General features: G+C 67.2%; 21 protein-coding genes. 15 read left to right on the top strand and 6 right to left on the bottom strand.

From position 1 onward, the window contains the following. Nucleotides 1-369: 369 nt before the first annotated feature. On the top strand, nucleotides 370-1,491 hold the full coding sequence (locus ACFWF1_RS40460) for a Nif3-like dinuclear metal center hexameric protein (protein WP_379291722.1): 1,122 nt from the start codon (nucleotides 370-372) through the stop codon (nucleotides 1,489-1,491). Between the two features lie 160 nt (nucleotides 1,492-1,651). Here the strand turns inward: ACFWF1_RS40460 and ACFWF1_RS40455 are convergent, their stop codons facing one another. Beyond that, nucleotides 1,652-1,930, bottom strand: a complete 279-nt coding sequence (locus tag ACFWF1_RS40455; RefSeq protein ID WP_379291724.1) for a hypothetical protein — start codon at nucleotides 1,928-1,930, stop codon at nucleotides 1,652-1,654. A 164-nt stretch (nucleotides 1,931-2,094) separates the two neighbouring features. Between ACFWF1_RS40455 and ACFWF1_RS40450 the strand changes: the two genes are divergently transcribed. The 7 genes from ACFWF1_RS40450 to ACFWF1_RS40420 all read left to right on the top strand — a co-directional run bounded on the left by ACFWF1_RS40450 (nucleotide 2,095) and on the right by ACFWF1_RS40420 (nucleotide 8,207). Continuing rightward, entirely contained in the window at nucleotides 2,095-2,736 is a 642-nt protein-coding gene (locus ACFWF1_RS40450; protein WP_379291725.1) for a hypothetical protein, read from the top strand. Nucleotides 2,737-2,886: 150 nt separating this feature from the next. Beyond that, a complete protein-coding gene (locus tag ACFWF1_RS40445) occupies nucleotides 2,887-3,624 on the top strand; it encodes a zinc ribbon domain-containing protein (protein ID WP_379291757.1) in 738 nt (245 codons plus the stop codon). A 25-nt stretch (nucleotides 3,625-3,649) separates the two neighbouring features. Continuing rightward, a complete protein-coding gene (locus ACFWF1_RS40440) occupies nucleotides 3,650-4,792 on the top strand; it encodes a bifunctional RNase H/acid phosphatase (protein WP_379291727.1) in 1,143 nt (380 codons plus the stop codon). 535 nt (nucleotides 4,793-5,327) lie between these two features. After that, nucleotides 5,328-6,032, top strand: a complete 705-nt coding sequence (locus tag ACFWF1_RS40435; RefSeq protein ID WP_379291729.1) for a S1 family peptidase — start codon at nucleotides 5,328-5,330, stop codon at nucleotides 6,030-6,032. A gap of 133 nt (nucleotides 6,033-6,165) precedes the next feature. After that, complete coding sequence (locus tag ACFWF1_RS40430) at nucleotides 6,166-6,654, top strand: GNAT family N-acetyltransferase (RefSeq protein ID WP_379291731.1); 489 nt, start codon at nucleotides 6,166-6,168, stop codon at nucleotides 6,652-6,654. 60 nt (nucleotides 6,655-6,714) lie between these two features. Continuing rightward, nucleotides 6,715-7,743: a YihY/virulence factor BrkB family protein gene (locus tag ACFWF1_RS40425; RefSeq protein ID WP_379291733.1), complete on the top strand. Its 1,029-nt coding sequence runs from the start codon at nucleotides 6,715-6,717 to the stop codon at nucleotides 7,741-7,743. Continuing rightward, complete coding sequence (locus ACFWF1_RS40420; protein WP_379291734.1) at nucleotides 7,743-8,207, top strand: hypothetical protein; 465 nt, start codon at nucleotides 7,743-7,745, stop codon at nucleotides 8,205-8,207. Before ACFWF1_RS40425 ends, ACFWF1_RS40420 begins: the two co-directional genes overlap by 1 nt. A gap of 96 nt (nucleotides 8,208-8,303) precedes the next feature. On the opposite strand, the gene ACFWF1_RS40415 is transcribed toward ACFWF1_RS40420, so the two are convergent. Further along, on the bottom strand, nucleotides 8,304-8,882 hold the full coding sequence (locus ACFWF1_RS40415) for a TetR/AcrR family transcriptional regulator (protein WP_379291736.1): 579 nt from the start codon (nucleotides 8,880-8,882) through the stop codon (nucleotides 8,304-8,306). A 202-nt stretch (nucleotides 8,883-9,084) separates the two neighbouring features. Here ACFWF1_RS40415 and ACFWF1_RS40410 point away from each other — a divergent pair, with 202 nt between their 5' ends. The 4 genes from ACFWF1_RS40410 to ACFWF1_RS40395 all read left to right on the top strand — a co-directional run bounded on the left by ACFWF1_RS40410 (nucleotide 9,085) and on the right by ACFWF1_RS40395 (nucleotide 12,353). Further along, a complete protein-coding gene (locus ACFWF1_RS40410; protein WP_379291737.1) occupies nucleotides 9,085-10,059 on the top strand; it encodes an alpha/beta hydrolase family protein in 975 nt (324 codons plus the stop codon). A gap of 136 nt (nucleotides 10,060-10,195) precedes the next feature. Further along, complete coding sequence (locus ACFWF1_RS40405; protein ID WP_379291739.1) at nucleotides 10,196-10,765, top strand: hypothetical protein; 570 nt, start codon at nucleotides 10,196-10,198, stop codon at nucleotides 10,763-10,765. Nucleotides 10,766-10,956: 191 nt separating this feature from the next. Further along, nucleotides 10,957-11,778, top strand: coding sequence for an alpha/beta fold hydrolase (locus ACFWF1_RS40400; RefSeq protein WP_379291740.1), 822 nt, complete (start codon nucleotides 10,957-10,959; stop codon nucleotides 11,776-11,778). Nucleotides 11,779-11,912: 134 nt separating this feature from the next. Then, nucleotides 11,913-12,353: a VOC family protein gene (locus tag ACFWF1_RS40395; protein ID WP_379291742.1), complete on the top strand. Its 441-nt coding sequence runs from the start codon at nucleotides 11,913-11,915 to the stop codon at nucleotides 12,351-12,353. A 7-nt stretch (nucleotides 12,354-12,360) separates the two neighbouring features. Here the strand turns inward: ACFWF1_RS40395 and ACFWF1_RS40390 are convergent, their stop codons facing one another. Beyond that, the gene (locus ACFWF1_RS40390; RefSeq protein WP_379291744.1) at nucleotides 12,361-12,921 is read right to left on the bottom strand and encodes a TetR/AcrR family transcriptional regulator; all 561 of its coding nucleotides are present in this window, start codon (nucleotides 12,919-12,921) and stop codon (nucleotides 12,361-12,363) included. A 38-nt stretch (nucleotides 12,922-12,959) separates the two neighbouring features. Here ACFWF1_RS40390 and ACFWF1_RS40385 point away from each other — a divergent pair, with 38 nt between their 5' ends. Both ACFWF1_RS40385 and ACFWF1_RS40380 read left to right on the top strand, forming a co-directional pair. After that, a complete protein-coding gene (locus ACFWF1_RS40385) occupies nucleotides 12,960-13,997 on the top strand; it encodes an epoxide hydrolase family protein (protein ID WP_379291746.1) in 1,038 nt (345 codons plus the stop codon). Nucleotides 13,998-14,265: 268 nt separating this feature from the next. Continuing rightward, entirely contained in the window at nucleotides 14,266-14,754 is a 489-nt protein-coding gene (locus ACFWF1_RS40380) for a DinB family protein (protein WP_379291747.1), read from the top strand. 58 nt (nucleotides 14,755-14,812) lie between these two features. Here ACFWF1_RS40380 and ACFWF1_RS40375 read toward each other — a convergent pair whose 3' ends face one another. Then, the gene (locus ACFWF1_RS40375; protein ID WP_379291749.1) at nucleotides 14,813-15,436 is read right to left on the bottom strand and encodes a response regulator transcription factor; all 624 of its coding nucleotides are present in this window, start codon (nucleotides 15,434-15,436) and stop codon (nucleotides 14,813-14,815) included. Further along, on the bottom strand, nucleotides 15,433-16,617 hold the full coding sequence (locus ACFWF1_RS40370; protein ID WP_379291751.1) for a sensor histidine kinase: 1,185 nt from the start codon (nucleotides 16,615-16,617) through the stop codon (nucleotides 15,433-15,435). Before ACFWF1_RS40370 ends, ACFWF1_RS40375 begins: the two co-directional genes overlap by 4 nt. Nucleotides 16,618-16,729: 112 nt before the next feature. Here ACFWF1_RS40370 and ACFWF1_RS40365 point away from each other — a divergent pair, with 112 nt between their 5' ends. Then, nucleotides 16,730-18,241 carry a cytochrome P450 gene (locus ACFWF1_RS40365; RefSeq protein WP_379291753.1) on the top strand — a complete coding sequence of 504 codons (1,512 nt, stop codon included), beginning with the start codon at nucleotides 16,730-16,732 and terminating at the stop codon, nucleotides 18,239-18,241. A gap of 93 nt (nucleotides 18,242-18,334) precedes the next feature. Here ACFWF1_RS40365 and ACFWF1_RS40360 read toward each other — a convergent pair whose 3' ends face one another. Further along, complete coding sequence (locus ACFWF1_RS40360; protein WP_379291755.1) at nucleotides 18,335-19,114, bottom strand: class I SAM-dependent methyltransferase; 780 nt, start codon at nucleotides 19,112-19,114, stop codon at nucleotides 18,335-18,337. Nucleotides 19,115-19,346: the final 232 nt, after the last annotated feature.

Raw genomic sequence — 19,346 nt, 5'->3', positions numbered from 1 at the left:
GCGCGTGAGCCGAGGCGTCGTGCCGAGTCTTGCTTCGGCCCCGGGCCGGATCACCTGGGAGCGGCAGTGTGCGCGGCCGCCGAGGGGGATGGGCCGATCTCAGGGCCTGTGATCGAAGGTGGCCGGGACCTCGATCGCGGTGTGCGCGAGTGGCGGAGGCGTGTCGGGTTGATCGCGCGCGGTGGAGATATCAGCGGGCTTCGGGTGCGACCGTCCGGTCAGTGCGGCTTGTCGTCAGCATCGGTCGTGTGCAGCCGTCGGACGGCATGCGGGTCGCTCTCGAATTCTGCCGCGACGTATATCTGGGTGTGCAGCGCGGCAAGCGAAACCCTTGCGACAGTGCATGACTGAATCTGAGGAGGGTGAACGATGACTACGTTGGCGGATCTCATCGAGGTGCTCGACGCGGCGTATCCGCCGAAGTTGGCTGAGTCGTGGGACTCAGTGGGACTGGTTGCCGGTGATCCGGGCGAGGCGGTCACCCGGGTGTTGTTCGCGGTCGATGCGACGGCCGGGGTCGTCGATGAGGCGATCGATTGGCGGGCACAGGCTTTGGTGGTGCATCACCCGTTGTTGTTGCGTGGTGTGGACACGGTCGCGGCGGACACTCCGAAAGGCGCACTGCTGCATCGGCTTATCCGTTCCGGATGTGCCTTGTTCACTGCGCACACCAACGCGGACTCGGCCGATCCCGGCGTCTCCGACGCGCTGGCGGCCGCGCTCGGTCTCGCCGTTACCGGTCCGATCGATGCGAAACCGGAAGCACCCGTGGATAACTGGGTGGTGCAGGTGCCACGTGCACACACCGATGCGGTGCTCGCGGCTTTGTTCGCCGCCGGTGCGGGCGGCAGTGGTGACTATCGTGACTGTGCGCTCCGGGTGCCGGCGGTGGGCCAGTTCCGGCCGATGGCGCAAGCGAATCCGGCCATCGGCGCGCTCGGCGAGCTCCAGCAGGTCGACGAGGACCGGCTCGAGGTGATCGCGCCGCCCGCCGCCCGCTCCGCCATCCTTGCCGCGCTGCGCGCCGCGCACCCCTACGAGGACCCGGCGTACCACATCACCGAACGCGCCCCGCTGCCCTCGGCGGTCGGCATCGGCCGCGTCGGTACGCTGGCGGCACCGGAGTCGTTGCGCGCCTTCACCGATCGAGTCGCCGCGGCCCTACCGCCGACCACCTGGGGTGTCCGTGCGGCGGGCGACCCGGACCGCACCATCTATACGGTGGCCGTCTGCGGCGGCGCCGGTGATTCCTACCTGGACGCGGTGGCTCGCCGCGGCGTCGACGCCTACGTCACCTCAGACCTGCGCCATCACCCGGTCGACGAACATCTCCGCAAGGGCGGTCCCGCCCTCATCGATGCCGCACACTGGGCCACCGAATTCCCTTGGTGCGCACAGGCAGAACGGATTGTCCGCGACGGTCTGCCCGACCTGGAAACGCGCATCTCGACGCAGCGGACGGATCCGTGGACGGTCAGCGCGCCGAGCTGATTTCGAGAGTTGCGCGTAGTCAGACCGGGTCGTCCGGGTCGGCTTGCCGACCTGGAGACTCGTATCTCGACCTGGTGCTGACCGAGCGATCCCGGCGACCGCTCGACATGGTCCGGCCGTGTCGCACGCCGATGCTTTCAAGAGTTGCGTCCAGCCGACGTCAGTAGTTGCGCGGCGGCTGCCCCTGCCACGACTGATCCATCGGCTGCTGCGCTCCCTGCATGTTCTGGGCCTGGGCCTGACCGAGCAGCTCGGTGACCTGCTGTTGCGCGAGATTCGACTCGGCACCGCACCACGTGCACTGCAGGGAATGCTTGGTGCTCAACGGGATCAGCGGGATGAAGAACAGCGTGAACTTGGTGACCAGTTTGTGCAGTGTGTGCGCCGCCGGATTACCGCAACGTCCGCACACCAAGGTGAGTACGGCCAGCCGCGTCACATATTGACGCCAACCCCAGATCAACACGGAAAACCCCCGAAGTATCGAACTTTGACTCCGCGACCATACCTCCGCTTCGGCGTGTCGGGGCGTGTCTGCCGGATTGGTATGTGCGGTGGACTGTTTCCGCGAGTCGACCGGCGTTCCGGGGGTACAACTACCGCATGAATTTCCCGGTGAACTTCGGCCCAGCGCAGATCGGGTTGATCGTGATCATCCTGGTCGGCTTCGCGCTGCTCATCTCCGGGCTGGTGCGGGCGCGCCGGATCGGGCCACGGGCGCTGATCGCACGCGGCGGCAGCGGCCTGGTGCTGGTACTGGTCGCGGTGCTGCTGCTCTGGCTGGCCACGCTGCTGCAGACCTATCTCGGCTTGACCGGAGAAATCAAGGCGGCGCACGTGGTGGCCAAGCCGGTGGCCGGGCAGGAACATCTGCTCGATGTCGACCTCACCCTCTACGGCGACGACCACCACGACGACCAGCACCTGAAGTACCAGGTCGAGGGCGACATGTGGGTGCTGCAGGCCGGCATCGTCGAACTGGAACCCTGGGTGAACGCGCTCGGCTTCCACTCCGGATACAAGATCAGCCGGTTGTACGGCCAGCGCCTGGACGGCGTGTCGCCCACCCAGCACCAGATCTTCCTCAACGACGGCGACCAGGACTTCTTCAACGACATGACGAAGGGCCGGTGGTGGACCGAGCCGTTCGTGCGCTCGGCCTACGGCAACGCGGTGATCGCGGTACCCGGTGAATACGACGTCTTCGTCTCCAGGGACGCCATCAAAACCCGCGCACCCGCCTGACCTCGAGCTCCTGACCGGGCCGACAGCGCGGCCACGCCCGGGCAACCGCTTCGTCCACACCGATTGGAGCGGCGTCGGTCAGCGCGGCCGGGTCGGCGGGGTACGGTTGAACACCGACCCCAATCCATAGTGTTCAGGAGTTTGTCCGCGTTGAATGTCGAACCACCGACCCAGGCCAAGCTGCTACAGCTCGCCGCTGTCGACGCCGAGCTGAATCGGATCGCGCACCGCCGCACCGTGCTGCCCGAACAGCAGGAGGTGGACCGGCTGGAGGCCGAGCGTAACGCGCACAAGGATGCCGCCGTCGCCGTGCAGATCATGCTGGACGACCTCGACCGCGACATCCGCAAGCTGGAAGGCGAGGTCGAGGCCGTCCGCAAGCGCGAGGAGCGCGACAAGGGCATGCTGACCGCCGGATCGGTGAACGCCAAACAGCTTTCGGAGATCCAGCACGAACTCGGCAGCCTGGAGCGCAGGCGCTCGGTGCTCGAGGACGAACTGCTCGAGGTGATGGAGCAGCGCGAGGCCTCCGCCGACGACTACCAGCACGCGGGCGCCCGGCTGGACAAGACCGAGCAGGAACTCGCCGACGCGCTGACCCAGCGCGGCGAGGCGCTGGCCGATCTCGAGGTGGCCCAGGGCCGTTGCGAAGCCGACCGGTCCAAGCTGATCTCGCTGTTCCCGGCCGACCTGATGGCGATCTACGACCGGCAGAGTGCCCAGCACGGTGTCGGCGCGGCGCTGCTGCAGGCGCGGCGCTGCGGCGCGTGCCGGATCGAGCTGGACCGTGGCGAGATCGCCAGGATCGCGAAGACCGCCCCGGAACTGGTCGTGCGCTGCCCGGAATGCGGCGCGATCCTGGTGCGCACCAAGGAATCGGGGCTGTGAGCGCTCGCCCGAGGCGGGTGCCGCGGTGACCGAGCGCGAGGTGATCGTCGAGGCCGACGGCGGTTCGCGGGGTAACCCGGGACCGGCGGGTTACGGCTCGGTCGTCTTCGCCGCCGACCATGTGCGGGTGCTCGCCGAACGCCGCGAGTTCATCGGCATCGCCACCAACAATGTCGCCGAATACCGTGGCCTCATCGCCGGTTTGGAGGCGTCCGCCGAGCTCGGCGCCCAGATCGTCACGGTGCGAATGGATTCCAAGCTGGTCGTCGAGCAGATGTCCGGCCGCTGGAAGGTCAAGCACGCGGCCATGATTCCGCTCGCCGACCGGGCCCGCAGGCTCGTCGCGGGTTTCGAGCGGGTGAGCTTCACCTGGATTCCGCGCGCCGAGAACTCGCACGCCGACCGCCTCGCGAACGAGGCGATGGACGACGGCACCCTGGTCGACGAGGTGCGCACCGCCCGCGAGGCCGAAAAGCCCACGGCCGCACCGGTTCGTCCGGACCCGGTCGCTTCGGCCGTCGCGGCGCAGCCCGCACCGGGCTGGACCGGTGCCACCGGTCGCCCGACTCGGCTGCTGCTCCTGCGCCACGGTCAGACCGAACTCTCGGTGCAGCGCCGCTATTCGGGTCGCGGCAACCCGCCGCTGACCGAACTCGGCCAGGAACAGGCCGCGCGCGCCGCGAAAATGCTTGCCGCCAAAGGCAATATCGCCGCCGTGCTGACGTCGCCGCTGGGCCGGGCCCGCGATACCGCCGAGGCCGCAGCCACCGCGCTGGACGCGCCGCTCACCGTGCTGGACGGGCTCATCGAGACCGACTTCGGCGACTGGGAGGGGCTGAGCTTCGCCGAGGCCGCCGAACGCGATCCGGAACTGCATGCCCGCTGGCTCGGTGATCCGTCGCTGCCCGCCCCCGGCGGGGAGAGCTTCGACCAGGTGCGGGAGCGGGTGGACGCGGTCCGCCGCGACCTGGTCGGGCTGTATCCGGGCGCGAACCTCGTGGTGGTCAGCCACGTGACGCCGATCAAGACGTTGCTGCAGCTGGCGCTCGGTGTCGGGCCGTCACTGCTGTATCGGCTGCATCTGGATCTGGCGTCGCTGTCGATCGCGGAGTTCTATCCCGACGGCGGTTCGTCCGTGCGTCTGGTGAACGACACGTCGTACCTGTAGCAGGCGGATCACCCACTGCTTCAACGCATTTAAGGCCGTCTAACAGTCGGCTATTCGACCGTTCGTGTTCACCTGCCCGTCGCCTGATGCTCGGCGCCGGTCATCCTGTGCTGCCACCATCTGCCCAGGATGAGGTAGTCGGTCGTGAGTCCGGGGCCTGGTGGTTTCCGTCTGGATTCGCGCACGGTGGTTGGGCAGCGTATAACAGTTGAGTCTCGTCGGCCGGGCAAAACGGCCGCAGCTGGGGTGGGTGAGGGTGAAAGTCAGTTCGGGCGAACGCTTTTCCGGGTCGACCCGGAGCCGTGTGGCTCAGGTCACGAGTGCCCATCTGTTGTGGCACAGCGCACAGATGTGTTGTGGACCCGCCCATCCCCTGTCAATGCTGAGTTAGCCAGCGGATAACCGGCGTCGATGATTCTCTGCGCAGGCGTTTTCGCTTGCTGATCCGGCGACCGCAGATTGTGTCGGGGGCGGTTCCCTCCCCGGTCCTGGTGAGCACGGTAATGCCGTGCTCACTTTTTCGAAAAGGAGAGAAGTGACAACGAAATTCAGATCGATGGCGCTCGCGACGGCGGCCATCGCGTCCGTGATCGCCGGTGCCGCCGGCACCGCGTCGGCGGCACCCACCGCGGTGCTCGGCGGCAGCTCCGGCATCGCGTTCGACAACGACTCCGTGTGTTCGCTGACCGCGATCGGTCACGACGGCGCGGGCAGGCTCGTCGGCATCACCGCGGGCCACTGCGCGCCCACCGGTGCTCGGCTGATCTCCGAGCGCACGCCGCAGGCCGGCGTGCTTGGCACCGTCGCGTACTCCGATGACGGCAAGGGCCTGGACTACGCCGTGCTGGAACTGGATCCGGCGAAGGTCACCCCGGTGCGCACCGTCGGCCCGACCACCATCGCGGGCATCGCCGACGCGCCGGGCCCCGGCGCCACGGTGTGCTCCAGCGGTCGTACCACCGGCACCGACTGTGGCGTGGTGTGGGGCGAGCTGGAAGGCACCAGCATCAACCAATACTGCTCCAAGCCAGGCGATTCCGGCGGTCCGGTCGTCGTCGGCGACCGGCTGGTCGGCATGAATCAGGGACGGCTCACCGGGCTCGGCCCGGTCGGCTTCGACGTGCCGTGCACCAACGCGGCCAACCCCGTGCACTCGCCGGCCTTCTTCCAGCCCATCGTGGTGATCCTCGCCGCGATCAACGCCCAGGGCGGCGTCGGGGCCGGCTTCCAGCCCATCTAGTTCGAGGTCAGGATTCGCCGCGGTCGCCTGCTCACGCAGCGCGGCCGCGGCGAATTCGTCCAGGGGGTAGCACAATTCGGTCCCCCGCCAAAAGTGTTTGCGCTGGCAGTCGCCTGGCAAGTAGAAAAGGCGGGTGAGCTTATCGACGATCGACATCCGGCTGTTGACCGCCGACGAATGGGACGTGTTCCGGCGGATTCGATTACGGACGCTGACCGACAGTCCGCAGTTCTTCGGTTCGACACTGGCGGAAGCGCAGGCCCGCACCGAGGCGGATTGGCGGGCGGCGCTGGCGAATCGGGCGCAGTTCATCGCCAGTGCCGAGGGGGCTGAGCTCGGCACGGTTGCCGGTATGCCCGACCCGGAACGTGGTGGTGTGCATCTGATTTCGATGTGGGTGGCACCCGAGGCGCGGGGTACCGGGGTTGCCGATCTGCTCGTGCGCACCGTCCTCGATTGGGCTGTCGCGGGCGGGCACACCGCGGTGTGGTTGGAGTTCGCCGAGGGGAACGCGGTGGCCGAACGGCTGTACCTGCGAAACGGATTCGTGCGCACCGGCGTGAGCGGTCTCGTCCGGCCGGACGAACCCCGGGTCGAATTCGAAATGGTTCGCAAGCTGTAGCTCGTCGCGTTTGCCTGCTCGGCCCCCGGGTATTCGCTCCCCGATCGGGAGGTGACGGGGATGCCGAAGCAGGCCGTGGCGCGGCGCGTACACCGGCTGGTGGACTGGTCGAGCGGGCCGTCGGTGCTGCGCTGGCGGTCGTGGTGGGGTGTGCTGCGGCGGACCGTGACGGAGTTCCTCGACGACAACCTCTCGGATTGGGCTGCGGCGCTTACCTATTACAGCGTGCTGTCGATCTTTCCCGGCCTCATCGTGCTCACCGCGATCTTGGGAGCGCTCGGTCCGTCCGCCACGCAGTCACTGGTCGACACCATTCGAGAGATCGGGCCCGGCAGCGGCACCGCGCTGCTCGTCGACTCGATCAACCAGTTGCAAGACGCCCGGCAATTGTCGGGGCCGTTGGCGATTATCGGTCTGGCCACGGCCTTTTGGACGGCCTCGGGATACACGGCGGCTTTCATGCGGGCCGCCAATACGATCTATGACACCAAAGAGGGTCGGCCGATCTGGCAGACCGTTCCGGTGCGCATCGGCTTGACCGCGGCGATCGTGGCGTTGCTGGCGTTGTGCGCCATCGGAGTGGTGGCCACGGGCGCGGTCGCCGAACGGCTCGGGCGGTGGCTCGGCGTCGGGTCGGCCGGAGTCCTGGTGTGGGACATCGCGAAATGGCCGGTGCTCGCGGTGCTGGTCAGCCTGTTGTTCGCGTTGCTGTACTGGGCCGCGCCGAACGCGCAGCAACCCGGCTTCCGCTGGCTCAGTCCGGGCAGTGTGCTCGCCGTGCTGTTGTGGATCGCCGCCTCGGCCGGATTCGCCGTCTACGTCGCTAATTTCGGTTCGTACAACAAGGTTTACGGATCGCTCGGCGGCGTCGCGGTCTTTCTGGTGTGGCTGTGGATCTCCAATGTCGCGGTGCTGCTCGGCGCGGAATTCGATGCCGAACTCGCCCGCGGTCGGCGCATCGAACAGGGGATGCCGCCCGACGAGGAACCTTTCCTGCCACCACGCGACACTCGCGCGATGCTCGACGAGGACGCCGAAAAGCGCAGTGACGCTGACGAACACGCGACGTCAGCGGACAGGAGGAAATGATGAGCCCAGCAGAACACCCGGAGCACGACAGATTCACCGAGGTAGCCGACGCTGTCCGCGAAAAGGCGGCAGAAGCCGAGCATCTCGCGGCGGAGAAGACCGCGGAAGTGCGTCGGATCGCCGAGGAGAAGGCCGCCGAAGTGGCGCGACGGGCGGAAGCGAAGGCAGCTGAGGAATCACGCGACACGGCGGCCGCGTCCGCTGCGGGGCGGCGGATATCCGAGGAAAAGACTACGGCGGCAAGGGAAAAGGCGGCAGCGTCGATTCGGCGAGCCGCCGACCTGACCGATCAGGCGACCGTGCAGGCCCGTGTCGCCGCCGAACGCGTCGCGCCCGCCGTATCCGAACCCGTTGCGGGACAAGTCCGCTCGCTCGCCGCCACGGCACGCCGCCGGCCGGTGCCTGCCGCCGCCTTGATCGCGCTCAGTGTGTTCGTCCTCTGGCGGGTGTTGCGCCGACGCTGAGAGTGGGGCGCAACTCCACGGCTCGAGCGAGGTTGGAGCCTGGCCCTAGACGCTGAGAGTTGGGCTCGGCTTTACGGCTTCAGCGAGGTTGGAGCCTTACCGGCATCCGTTGAGAAGCAGTCGAATGGTGAGGCGCGAATCGTATTGTGCGTCCATCATTTCCGCGCCCGCGCAGATGTCGCCGATCGCTCGGAGCAGTTGGTAGGCGGTGAAATCGGCGGTGATCTCGCCCGCGTTCCGTGCGGCGGTGAGGATGTCGTCGAGCACCGGCACGAGGCGATCGACGAAGAGTGCGTGCAGGGTGCTGAAGGCCTCGGCGTCGTTGCGCATCGTCGCGGCGAGGCCGTGCTTGGTGGCCAGGAAGTCCGCGAACAGATCCACCCATTTGCCGAGCGCGGTGAACGGGGACGGTGTGGACGCGAGCAGGGTGGGCCCGGCTTCGGCGCAGGCGTCGACCTGGTGCCGGAAGACGGCCACGACGAGGTCCGCGCGGGTGGGGAAGTGGCGGTAGATCGTGCCCATACCAACGCCCGCGGCGGTGGCGATCCGGCGTACGGGTGCGTCCACGCCGTCGGTGACGAAGACCGACGCGGCGGCATCGAGCAGGGCTTTCTCGTTGCGCTGGGCGTCCGCGCGCTTCGTGGTCGTCGGCAGTGTCTCGTCGAGCGCACTCACGCGGCACTCCCTTCCTGCCGGTCACGGCTTCTCGGATAAACTTGCCGCATATTCGGAGCGGCGTTCCGAATATGAGTCTATCCGGTGTTCGAGGGATCGGAGCATGCTCAGGTGCATCACGCTGCGAACGCCGCGACAATCGCCACCGATTCCGCCGCTCCAGCAGCGGTCCGTCGGGCTGCCCGGGGCATACGATACGAGCGTGCAGAGCCACGAGGTCAGCTGGCCGCTCGGACCGACCGCCGTGTACGGGACGCTGGTGCGGCCCGACGGCCCCGGCCCGTTCCCCGGTGTGGTGTTCGTGGCCGGTAGCGGTCCCACCGACCGCGACTGGACCTCACCCCTCCTGCCCGGAACCAACGGCAGCGGCCGACTGCTGGCGGAGGCCCTCGCGCAGGCGGGCATCGCCTCGTTGCGCTACGACAAGCGCGCATCGGGACCCCATGTGCGAGAGACCATTCCGCTGCTGATCGGCAAGCTGAGCATGCAGAGTCACCTCGACGAGCTGGTCGGCGCGGTGCACGCCCTCGCGGCCGAGGACTACGTCCGCGGTGATCGGATCTTCGGACTGGGCAACAGTGAGGGGACGCTGCACGTTCTCAACTACGCGCTGTCCGATCCTGAAATCCCGTTCGCCGGGCTGGTTCTCACCGGTGCCCCGGGCCGAGCCGTCGGCGATGTCGCTCGGTCGCAGTTGGCCGAGCAAGCGGCGGCTGTCCCGCACGGCGCGGAGCTACTCGACTTGTATGACGCGTCGATCACGCGGTTTCTGGCGGGGGAGCCGAGTGCCCCGGATCCCGCTCTCCCCGAAGACGTTACGAACATCCTGCGCTCCCTGGAAAACCCGGCCAACCTGCCCTTCGCTCGCGAGTTGTGGACAGCTGATGCGGCGGCCCCGCTCGGCCGGGTGAGCGTGCCCGTTCTCGTCGTCATCGGCAAGAAGGACATCCAGGTGGACTGGCAGGCCGACGGCGGGCCACTGCAGCGTGCGGCGGAGGGACGCGAGAACGTGACGTTCCTGTTCCCTGAGGACGCGAATCACGTGCTCAAACATGAGCCGCGACCACGTTCGGAGCTGGTTCAGGCCCAGGTCGCGGCCGGCTACAACGCCGACGACGCCCGCCTGGATCCGGAGGCCGTTTCCGCCATCGTGACCTGGCTGCAAGCCCGCGCATAGCTTGGTGCAATAGCTGCCCCTGCCGGTCAGACCTGCGGTCGGTCGCACCACGATCTCGCTGATGTCGATACCGGCGGCTTGCTCGATCGCGGGCGTTCTTCGCGCGAGGTAGTGGTGTCGGATTCACTCTGCTAGCGTGAAACTTTGCCAGATGATTGCTGAGTCTGCGGGGATGGTCGGTACACCGCAGATCCGCGCAACGACGGGAGTCATCATGCGAGGCGTTCTGAAGTTTGCGGCAGTATCGGCCCTTCCGATGGTCGTGTTCGTCATCTCCGCTGGTCCGGCGGCCGCGGACTCGGTGACCTTTGAACCGGCGCACATCGACGGCGGGCCCGGGTGTTCGGGAACGGTCACCGCCGAGGTGTCGACCAGTCAGGGGCAACAAGCGCGCGAGTTCGCGGATTTCATCGATAGCTCGGCACGGGTGACGGTGAATTTCAAACCCGACCCCGTCAGCAGTCCGTTCGGCTCGCTGTCCGCCGCGCCGGGTGGCCGCAACGACTGCGCGATCCCCGCGACGGTCACGATGCGCAATCTGGATACGGGCGCGAGCATGACGGATACCCGGTCAACCCAGTACGACGGCCATTACGGATGGAACGCCGCCTTCTTCTCCCTCGACGGTTCGGGCCGCGTCGTGGTTCAGGTGAGCACCAACCCCACCCCGTCCGAGCTGACCGTCGACGTACCCGCGCCCTTCTAGTCGATCCTGCAAGACCCGTTGTGCGACAGGGGAATTCGGATGACAGTGGCCCGACCTCGACGCCGGGCCGGTGAATATCGCCGAGGCGTTCGAGCGGCTACGCGACTGGATGTCCCAGGGCGAACATCATGTCAGCGGGCGTGTCAGGTCAACGTCAGGCCGGTGTCAGCCGGGCTCGCGACAGTGTTCCCATGAACAGCGCAGCGAACGACTCGACCAACTCGACCTGGACCGGCCTGGTGCCGGTCGAAGACACCGCACTGTCGGTGACCGACACCCGTGGGCCCGGCCGTCCGATCATCTATCTCAACGGCTCCTATGCCGACCGGCGGCCGTGGCGTCCTGTCATCACCGAACTCGGTAATGACTACCGGCACATCAGCTTCGACGAGCGGGCCCGCGGCAAATCGAAGCGGTCGGCGGACTATTCGTTCGAGGCGTGCCTGCGAGACATCGATGCCGTCCTCGCGGCGACCGGCGTCGACCGGCCGATCCTCGTCGGCTGGTCCTACGGCGCGTTGCTCGCGGCGCACTGGGCCGAGCGCAATCCCGGCCGCGTGCTCGGCGTGGTGTCCATGGACGGCGCGCTGCCGTACGGCTTGACCGGCGCGGAAGGTCGCGAGCGGATCCGAAAGTTGTTCCACCAGATGCGTTTTCTGCTGCCGCTGGCCCGCCCGCTCGGCCTGGCCGCACGGATGAGCGCCGAGCAGCACGCCGACATCAACATCGAGGCCAACGAACTCCATGCCGCCCTCGCGCCGGTCCTCGATCGGGTGACCTGCCCGATGCGCTACGTCCTGGCCACCGGCGCCAACCTCGGCGGCGGCCAGGAGGAAATGGAAGCGGCGCGCGCCTCCCTCGATCCCGTCCTCGCCCGCAACCCCAACCTCCAGGTCAGCGCGAAGGTCCCGAGCAACCACTCGCACATCCTGCGCAAGGATTTCCGAGCCGTTGCCGCCGCGGTCCGAGAGACATCAGCAGCCTACGACCAGCAGGGTTCGTCCAGTCGATGAGCCCGGGGCGCGCGATCGGCCGGCCGTCGCGGTATGGCCGACCCGATCAGCGTCACAATCGCCCGACGATGAGTTTCCTTCTCGCCGCTCGTCATTACAGTCGCACCGAACCCGCTAGCAAAGGAGATAGGGCTGTGGCGATCAAGCGGATGGACAACGTTCTCATCGTGGTCGAGGACATCGACGCTGTTATTGCGTTCTTCGTCGAGCTCGGGATGGAGCTGGAGAACAAGGGGCCGGTCGAGGGACGTTGGGTGGAACGGATAATCGGAGTCGACGATGTCCGGCAGGACGTCGCGATGCTGCGGATTCCCGGCGCCCCCGGCAAGGTCGAGTTGGCGCAGTTCCACACGCCCCAGGCGATCAGCGCGGAGCCGAAGAACGCACCGGCGAACACGCTGGGCATTCGGCGCATCATGTTCGCCGTCGACGACATCGATGACGTCGTCTCCCGTCTGCGCGCCCATGGCGCCGAACTCGTCGGCGCGATCGAGAACTACGAGAATATCTTTCGGCTCTGCTACGTCCGCGGGCCCGAGGGCATCATCGTCGGGCTGGCCGAGGAAATCGGCTGACGGCGCGTCATCCGTCGGCGAGGCGTTGGATGGTTGCGCTGAGCCAGGATTCGAGATCGGCGGGGTCGCCGAGTTCGGCACGCAGGACTCGGCGGCGGGTCGAGACGCCGAGCACGAAGGCGTCGATCGCGGCGGCTCGGCTGCGGGCGTCCGCGTCGTCCAGGCCGCTGTCGCGCAGGTGGCGGTGCAGCGGCTCCAGCGAGTTGGTGTCGAGGAAGGCGGCGAGCGCCTCGGCCGCCTCCGGGCGTTCGCCGGACGCGCGTTGCAGCACGAGCAGCGGATCCTGCCCGGATTCGCCGAACCAGCGCTGGACGATGCTCGCCGCGAGGCGCGAACCCAGCGTGGCACGGTCGCCGTCGAAGGAGTTCGCGACCGGGAGCGCCACCTGGGTCGCCGCCAGGAAAAGGCCGTCCTTGCCGCCGAAATAGCGCGTGATGAGGTTCGGTGACACGCCTGCCGCGTCGGCCACGCCCTTGACCGTGATCGCCGTGTATCCGTGCTTCGCGAACTGGTGTTGCGCGTGCTCCAGGATCCGCTGCCGGGTGGCTGCCGCATTGCGCAAAGTCATGTGTACGAGCATACACATCCATGTGTACGCTCGTACACATGACTGAGATGCAGGCACGACTTCAGCGGACGCGACGTGTCACGACCCCGTGGCGTGAGGACCGGACGCGCGGCATCCGCGCCACTCGCCTCGACGAACTGCTCGAGCGCTGGGCGGACGGGTACGACTGGGGCGTGCACGAGCGCCGCATCAACGAGTTCCCTTGGGCGACAGTGCAGGCGGGCGACACCGAGCTGCGGGTGATCCACCAGCGGTCCGCGGATCCCGGTGCCCCGGTTGTCGTGCTGCTGCACGGCTGGCCCGACTCGGTGTTGCGGTTCGAGCGCGTCCTGCCGTTGCTCGCCGACATGCACGTCGTGGTTCCCGCGCTGCCGGGCTTCCCGTTCGCGGCTCCGCTCAGCATGCCCGGCATGTCGGTCAACCGGATCGCCGCGATCGTCGCGGACGCGCTGGCTGAGCTCGGCTACTCGCGATACACGGTGTCCGGCGGCGACGTGGGCGGCACCGTCGCGGAAATCCTCGCTGCCGCACACCCGGACCGGGTCGCTGCCCTGCACCTCACGAACCTTGCCCCGCTGCGTGCGCTCACGGCGGACCAGGCAGCGCTCGCGCCGGACGCGGTGGCCTATCTCGACCGGTCGGCACAGTGGTTCCGGACCGAGGGCGGGTACATCGCGGAACAGTCGACGCGGCCCAACACGCTCGCCGTCGCCCTCGGCGACTCACCGGCCGGCCTCGCGGCGTGGCTCGTCGAGAAACTGGAGTCCTGGTCCGACGAGTCGGCCTTCACCGTGGACGAGCTGCTCACCTGGGTCACCGCCTACTGGGTCACCGGCACGATCGGCACCTCGTTCGCCACCTACACCGAACCGGTCACCCTGCCCGACCGAATCGATACGCCGACAGTGCTTTCCGTGTTCCCGCGAGACATCAAACCGGAGCCGCGAAGCTACGCCGAAGCATTCCTGAACCTTCGCGACTATGTGGAACACCAAGCTGGTGGCCACTTTGCGGCCTGGGAGCAGCCCGAGGCCTACGTCGACGACGTACGCCGTGCGGTCCAGCTGGGCGGCTGAAAGCGGAGCTTGCGGATGTTCCACCACTGCAATGCTCTTCACTTGTCACGCACTCCGGCATATAGTGGCCCCAGGCAGTAGCCTTCTGGCCGGTATCGACATCGGCCCGCGTTGTCACACTCCGTGCGATGAGCGAATCGAATGCTCCATTCTCCCCGGTCGTTCCCTGACGCCGTACGATTCTCCCTCTCCCGAGACCGATCGCTGCCCTGTGCCAGTCAGGCGACCGTCACGAACCTCAACTACCTGACGATTGGAGTGAAATCCCATGAGTACCAACCCAATTACCATCGGCCCCGAGCGAGCGATCATCGAGGACAGGCTCGACCGCAACCGCCGAGCGCTGATCGACACCGCCCGCGGCCTGTCCGAAGCTGACGCCCGCCGACGACTCGTCGTGTCACTGACAACACCGATTTCACTGCTCAAGCACGCCGCCGCCGCGGAACGCATCTGGTTCCAACGCTTCTGGGCCGGACTCGACGAATCCGAATGTGACGGCTACTCCCGCCGCGACCTGGGCACCTTCGCCGTCACCGACAACGAGTCCCTGGCCGACGTCATCGCCGAGTTCGAACGCGCAAGTCAACGATCACGAGAGATCGCATCAAATTTCGCCCTCGACGACACCAAAGACAATCCCCGCGAGGGCACCGTCAGCATGCGCTGGACCCTGCTCCTCATGATCCAAGAGTTCGCCAGGCACGCGGGCCACGGCGACATCCTCCGCGAACAGATCGACAATCCTCCAGTGTGACAGCCGAACTCGTGAAGCTCCGGCAATCTGACGATCGTGATCGGGCGACAGGGTGGGCTCACGGTGTCGCGAGCAGTCCCTGTGCCAGGGCCGCCGTAACGGCGGCGGTGCGGTCGGAGACGTCGAGTTTCGTGAACGCTCGCTGCAGGTGGGTTTTCACGGTTGTCTCGCTGATGTGCAGGAGCCGACCGATCTCGGCGTTGGTCAGTCCGTGCGCGACGTGACCGAGAACCTCCACCTCGCGGGCCGACAGCACCACGCGCGGGTGCTGTCGTCGGGGGTGCAGCCGTGCGCTGACCGTCGGCGCGAGCACGGTCTCGCCGCGGGCGGCCGCGCGCACCGCCGCGGCGAGTTCGGCGCGTGAGCTGCCCTTCAGCAGATATCCGCAGGCCCCGGCCGCCACCGCGCGCACGATGTCGGCGTGGGTCTCGTAGGTGGTGAGGACAACCACTCGGGTGTCGGGGCAGGCTGCCAGGATCTGTTCGGTCGCCGCGGCGCCGTCGACATCGGGCATCCGCAGGTCCATCAGTACCACGTCGGGCCGCAGCGCGGTTGCCACCGTCACGGCCTCCGTCCCACCGGCCGCCTCGCCGACAACAGCGAGATCGGCTTCCCGGGACAGCATTCCGCGCAGACCCTCCCGCACTACCGGATGGTCGTCGACCAGCAGGACGGTGATCACGCAGGCACCACGATGTCCACCCGGGTGCCGATGCTCGAGCCGCTGGTGACCATGACGGTCGCGCCGATCTCCCGCGCCCGGCTGTACAGGCCGGGCAGGCCGAATCCGTCGGTGTCATCGATGTCGAAACCGATTCCGTTGTCCGCCACCGACAGTCGCACGCCCAGGTCGGTTCGGCCGAGTGTGACGTGCACGCTGTCGGCGTGGGCGTGTTTGCGCACGTTGGTCAGCGCCTCCTGCACGGCACGCAGCAATACCACCTCGGTGGCGGTATCGAGCTGCGGCACAGTCGAATCCAGCTGCACGACCACCTCGATACCCGTCTCGTCGGCGAGCCTGCGACAGCGCCGCCGCACCGATTCGGCCAACGGACCGGTGCCGAGTTCGGCCGGTGTCAAGGCCTCGACCATGGTGCGTGCCTCGACCAGGTTTTCCCGCGCGGTGGCTTCGATCAGCGCGATATGACCCCGCGCGGCAGCGGGATCCGCATCGAACTCCGAGTCCACGGCCTGTGCCAGCGCCGCGATGCCGGTGAAACCCTGGGTGAGGGTGTCGTGGATCTCCCGTGCCAGGCGGGCCCGTTCGGCCGCCATACCGGCTTCGTGGGACAGGCGCGCGACATCGGCGCGGCTGCTTTCGAGCTGGTGCAGTAGAACAGCCAATTGTTCACCACGGTCGATGGCCAGCGTGATCGTCGCTCCGATCGCCGGGTTGAACACCACCGCGATCAGCGAGATCGTCAGGCCCATCGGCACATCCGTCTGGCTTATGAGCGCGTAGACCAGTGGCGTGAGACTGATCGCTACGGCGACTGATATCGCCGCCTGCACCGGCAGCGCCATGTAGATCAGCGCGTACACCACCATCAGGGCCGCGTTGGCCTGTGGTGACCACCAGGCGGCAACGAGAAACAACACCAGTACGCCGGCCACGAACAGCACCGAGTTCCGGTCCACCGTACGGCGATAGAACGCTTCCGGGTTGTTGCGGCGCGGCGCCAACAGCGCCGACCAGGCGAGCAAGCCTGCCAATGCCGCCAAACTCGTCCACATGTTCCCGGCGAACTCGCGCCGCAAGACGACAACGAGGACGCCGGTGGCGATGATGCCGCCCACCACGTAGGCGGCCCATATCCTGACCCAGAATTCCCACCCCACGGGCGCCGGGACGCGCGCTGTCATGCTTCGACGATAGCCCGGATCGGGCACCACCGTGTCCTTCGAACGGCGGACGTTTGCCCCGCGGTATCGGCATACGCTGCGACAAAAGGCCACGTGAACAAGGGGATTCACTATGACGACAAGTTCGATCACGCCCGATCCGACCCTCTACCCGCCGCGCTGGCAGCCCGCGCTGCTGCGCTGGCATCACACCCAGGTGTCCTGGTGGCAGTCGTGGAAGTTTGCCGCTCAGGTGGCGCCGCGCTGGCGTAGCCGCAGCGTCGCCGACTTCTACGGCGCCGGACTCCCCGGCCGGGACGATATCGTGTTGGCCCGCATGCCGTTCCGGCGCTACATCGCGGTGCGCAGCCCGGAGCTGGCGCGTCATATCCTGGTCACCAACCAGGCCAACTACACCAAGAGCGCGGAATACGACATGCTCGCCGTGGCATTCGGGCGTGGCTTGGTCACGGACTTGAATGAGCAACGCTGGCAACAGAATCGGCGGCTGGTGCAGCCAGTGTTCGGCAAACGTAACATCGCCGCGTTCGCGGGCCCGATCACCGACGCTGCCCGCGATTGCGCCGAGCGCATCCTGTTGCTCGGTGCCGACGGGGCATCCGTCGACGTGAACGCCGAAATGAGCAGGCTCACTCTCGATATCGTCGTCCGCACCATGTTCGGCGTCGACCTGACCGGACCGATGTCGGCGATCAGCTTCGCCCGCATGCTGAGCTACTTCGGCTTCGGGTTCGTGGTGGCCCCCATTCGTCGGCTGCGCGCGCTCGCCGAGCTCACGAACCGGCATGACCTGCCCATGCGTGCGATGCGTGCTGTCAGTTGGCTTATCGCGCCGCGCACGGTCGCCGATCTGCGGCACATCGAGCGGGTGATCGATCAGCTCATCGCCGATCATCGCAGCGGTGCGATCACCCACCGCGACAACCTGCTCGCGCTACTCATGGCGGCGTGCGATCCGGAGACCGGGCATCGCTACACCGATGCCGAAATCCGCGACGAGCTCATGACATTCATCGGCGCCGGGATGGAAACCACCGCCACCGCGCTCACTTGGACGTGGAAACTACTCGCCGAACACCCCGATGCCCGCGCCCGCCTGCACGCTGAACTCGACGACGTTCTCGGCGGTCGCCTCCCCACTGCCGACGACGTGGATGCCCTACCGTGGACGAAAGCCGTTGTGGCCGAGTCCATGCGACTGTATCCGCCCGTCGTCGGACTGGCTCGCGTTGCGAAAAACGATGACCTGCTCGGCGATTTCCCGATTCGGGCAGGTACGACCATCGTGATCAGCCTGCACGCCCTGCATCATCACGGCGGAGTCTGGCCGAACCCCGAGAGCTACGACCCGACCCGCTACCTGACCGAAAATCTGACTCCCGCCCAACGCCATGCCACCGTGCCCTTCGGTGCCGGAAAACGCATGTGTGTAGCCCACGTCTTCGCCAATACCGAAGCTGTTCTCGCATTGGCGACCATTGCCCACCGCGTCGGGCTGGACGCGGCGAGCACCAAGCCGATCCGTCCGCAGTTTTCCTTCACCGGTGGTCCCGACGGACCGCTGCCCATGTATGCGAGCGACCGGGCCGTCGATCGTGAAAGCAGCCAGACTCTTCGTCACTGAAGTTGCGACTCACGCCAACACGGACCCGACGAAGTTCGTATGCTGTCTACTCGCCGCATCCGATCGAGTTCTCGCTCAGGGCTGCAACGGCTTTCAGGGCTGTCGGGTGCGCAGTACGCCGGTCAGCATCGGGAGGACGAATTCGCCGGTGGCGGTTTCGGGTCGGCTCGCGAGGTAAGCCCGGATCCGGCCGAGCGCGGCTTCGCGTTCCGGCCCCGGCATGACCAGCATTCCCGCGCGGGTCGCGATTGTTGCGACCAGGGATTCAGCGGTGCGACGCTGCCCGTGCGGGAATTCGGCCTGTTCGGGCGAGCCGAAGCGGGCGTCCGCGCCGGTGTCGGGCAGGTGCAGGCTGGCCGTCGCGGCGCGCCAACTGCTGAACGTGTCGCGCGGACCGATGGCTGCGCGTCCGCTGACTCGCTCGAGCCCGGCAACCCAGTCGCCCCGATCGTCCATGACATTCCACAGACCAGCCAGGATGCCGCCGGGTGCGAGGACCCTGGCGATCTCGGGCCCCGCAACGGTCATGTCGAACCAGTGCATGGCGTTTCCGGCCAGCACGGCATCGACGGACCCGTCCGGCAGCGGTATCACCTCGGCACTACCCGCCACGGCTTGAACAGCGGGCAGCGCGCCACGCAACTGAGCCAGCATCGCCGGATCAGGCTCGACCGCAATGACATCGACGCCCAGCGCAACCAGCGTGCCAGTCAACTTCCCGGTCCCAGCCCCGAGATCCAGCACCCGCGCGCCGGGCGCCGACTCCAACGCCCACCGCACAGCAGCCGACGCATAGTCCGGGCGATGCTCGGCATACGCACCCGCCGCTGCGCCGAACGACCGGGCATGACGTCCCCGCACATCCTGTTCCATACGGTCACCGTATCCGCACCACCGGACCGCTATCCCTGGAATCGGGTGCGGGTCAGGTGATTCCGAGCATGGTTCGGCAGGCCCAAGTGCGAGATGCGTTGCTGGACAATTGATCACGAGGAAGTGATGCTGTTGGCCTCTCGGGCAGGTTCAAGGGGTCGATGCAACAGGGTTGTCGGGGTTCGACAGTAGCTGGTCGAGGACTTGGGCGGGGGTGCGGTAGCCGTGGCGT

Origin of the sequence: Nocardia sp. NPDC060255 (assembly GCF_042727395.1) — a bacterium.
Classification (GTDB): Bacteria; Actinomycetota; Actinomycetes; order Mycobacteriales; family Mycobacteriaceae; genus Nocardia.
The sequence above is the reverse complement of the archived record's forward strand: the minus strand, read 5'-3'. Positions and strand labels throughout refer to the sequence as shown.